The sequence below is a fragment of the Kitasatospora sp. NPDC007106 genome, from assembly GCF_040634455.1.
Taxonomy (GTDB): Bacteria; Actinomycetota; Actinomycetes; order Streptomycetales; family Streptomycetaceae; genus Kitasatospora; species Kitasatospora arboriphila.
This window is the reverse complement of the sequence record NZ_JBEYFP010001009.1, coordinates 1-1,985: the sequence shown is the minus strand read 5'-3', so window position 1 is coordinate 1,985 and position 1,985 is coordinate 1. Positions and strand designations below refer to the sequence as shown.

2 protein-coding genes and 1 pseudogene are annotated in these 1,985 nt (G+C 74.4%); 1 reads left to right on the top strand and 2 read right to left on the bottom strand.

Translation table 11 applies throughout. The features are described 5' to 3' along the window. Positions 1-132: 132 nt before the first annotated feature. Entirely contained in the window at positions 133-1,287 is a 1,155-nt protein-coding gene (locus ABZ641_RS35135; RefSeq protein WP_359988453.1) for a cytochrome P450, read from the bottom strand. Between the two features lie 139 nt (positions 1,288-1,426). Continuing rightward, positions 1,427-1,888 carry a dihydrofolate reductase family protein gene (locus tag ABZ641_RS35130; protein WP_359988451.1) on the bottom strand — a complete coding sequence of 154 codons (462 nt, stop codon included), beginning with the start codon at positions 1,886-1,888 and terminating at the stop codon, positions 1,427-1,429. A 2-nt stretch (positions 1,889-1,890) separates the two neighbouring features. Here ABZ641_RS35130 and ABZ641_RS35125 point away from each other — a divergent pair. Beyond that, positions 1,891-1,985 (top strand): annotated as a pseudogene (locus tag ABZ641_RS35125) (proteasome accessory factor PafA2 family protein); the annotation flags it as partial.

Below are 1,985 nucleotides of genomic sequence, written 5' to 3'. Positions count from 1 at the left end.
CCAGATATGTTTGGGGGTTAGAGAATTACAGAGGTGTGCACGCCGAACCCCGGGGGGGGGCGCCCCCCCCCCCCCGGGCGGGGCCGGGCGGGCCGCGCCCGCCCCGGCCCCGGCCGTCTGCCTCCTCGGTGCTTAGAACCGCACCGGCAGCTCCAGCAGGCCGCGGGCCCGCAGCGAGGGACGGTGCCGCAGCTCCGACTCCGGCACGTCCAGCGCCAGTTCGGGGAAGCGGCGCAGCAGGGCGGTCAGCGCGACCGAGGTCTCCAGGCGGGCGAGCGGGGCACCCAGGCAGTAGTGGATGCCGTGGCCGAGGGCGAGGTGGCCGGTCTCCCGCCGGTGCACGTCGAGCCGGTCCGGCTCCGGGAACTGCTCCGGGTCGCGGTTGGCCGAGGCGAGGACGCACAGCACCGTCTCCCCCGCCGGGACGGTGACGCCGCCGATGACGACGTCCTCCCGCGGGAAGCGGCGGATCGCCAGCGGCGCCGGCCCGTCGTAGCGGGCGAACTCCTCCACGGCGGCCGGGACGAGGCTCTCGTCGGCGCGCAGCGCGGCCAGTTGGTCGGGGTGGCGCAGCAGGGCGAGGACGGCGTTGCCGATCAGGTGGACGGTGTTCTCGTACCCGGCGAAGAGGATCAGGAAGGCGAGCGAGGTGAGTTCGTCCTCGCCGAGCCGGTCCCCCTCGTCGCGGACGGCGATCAGGTCGGAGAGCAGGTCGTCGCCGGGTTCGGCGCGCTTGCGGTCGATCAGCGCGGTGAAGAAGGCGAGCATCGCGGCGACGGCCGCCCGGGCGTCCTGCGGGCGGGCCGGGTCGGGGGTGACCAGGGCGTCCGTCCAGGCCCGGAAGTCGTGGCGGTCCTCGGTGGGGACGCCGAGCAGGTCGCAGATCACGGTGATCGGCAGGGGTGCGGCGTAGGCGGTGATGAGGTCGGCCCGGCCGTGCGGGGCCATCGCGTCGAGCAGGGCGTCGGCGACCTGCTCGACCGGTCCGCGCAGTGCGGCGATGCGTCGCGGGGTGAACGCCTGGGAGACGAGCCGCCGGATCCGGGTGTGGTCCGGCGGGTCCATGTTGAGCAGGTTGGCGTCCAGGGCGGGCGGCAGGGCGAAGCCGCGGTAGTTGCCGGGCGCGGCGTGCTGCTTGTCCAGGGCGAGCCGGGGGTCGGCGAGCGCCCGGCGCACGTCCGCGTACCGGGTGACCAGCCAGACGGGCAGCCCGTCCGGGCCGGTGATCCGGTGCACGGGGCCGGCCGCCCGCAGTCGGGCGTACCCGGCGTACGGGTCGGCGATCAGCGCGGCGGCCGGGTCGGCGGAAGAACCGGCGGAGGGTTCGGCGGCAGGGTCGGTGGAAGGGCGGGCGGAGTGTGCGAGGTCCGGTGCGGTCACCCGGTCAGCCTAGAGGGCGCCCCGTGCGCCGACCGGTGACACCCGGTCAGGCGCGGTTGAACGTCACATGGGTGACCCCGCTGGGGCTCGCCACCGTCTCGATGCGGAAGCGCTCCTCGATCCCTTCGAGCCCGTCCCAGAGGCGCTCGCCGCGGCCGAGCAGGATCGGCACCACGACGACGTGCAGGTGGTCGACCAGGTCCTCGGCGAGGAAGGCCCGCACGGTGCTCGGCCCGCCGCCGAGCCGGACGTCGAGGCCGCCCGCGGTCTCCTTGGCCTGCTTCAGCACCTCCTGCGGCGACCCGTCCACGAAGTGGAAGGTGGTGCCGCCCTTCATCTCCACCGAGGGGCGGGGGTGGTGGGTCATCACGAAGACCGGCGTGTGGAACGGCGGCTCCTCGCCCCACCAGCCGTTCCAGTCGTGGTCCTCCCAGGGGCCGCGCTGCGGGCCGAACTTGTTCCGCCCCATGATCTCGGCGCCGATCCCGTCGGCCCAGGTCGCGGCCATGGCTCTACCTCGACGTGGGCTCGCACCCCGAGTACGCCACTCCCGAATGCGACGACGTCACCGAGCTGGTGACGCACGACAAGGCGGGCGAACGCAT

What these genes read in the sequence shown, in the direction of transcription:
- ABZ641_RS35130 (WP_359988451.1), bottom strand. Translation starts at nt 1,888, where the DNA reads ATGGCCGCGACCTGGGCCGACGGGATCGGCGCCGAGATCATGGGGCGG.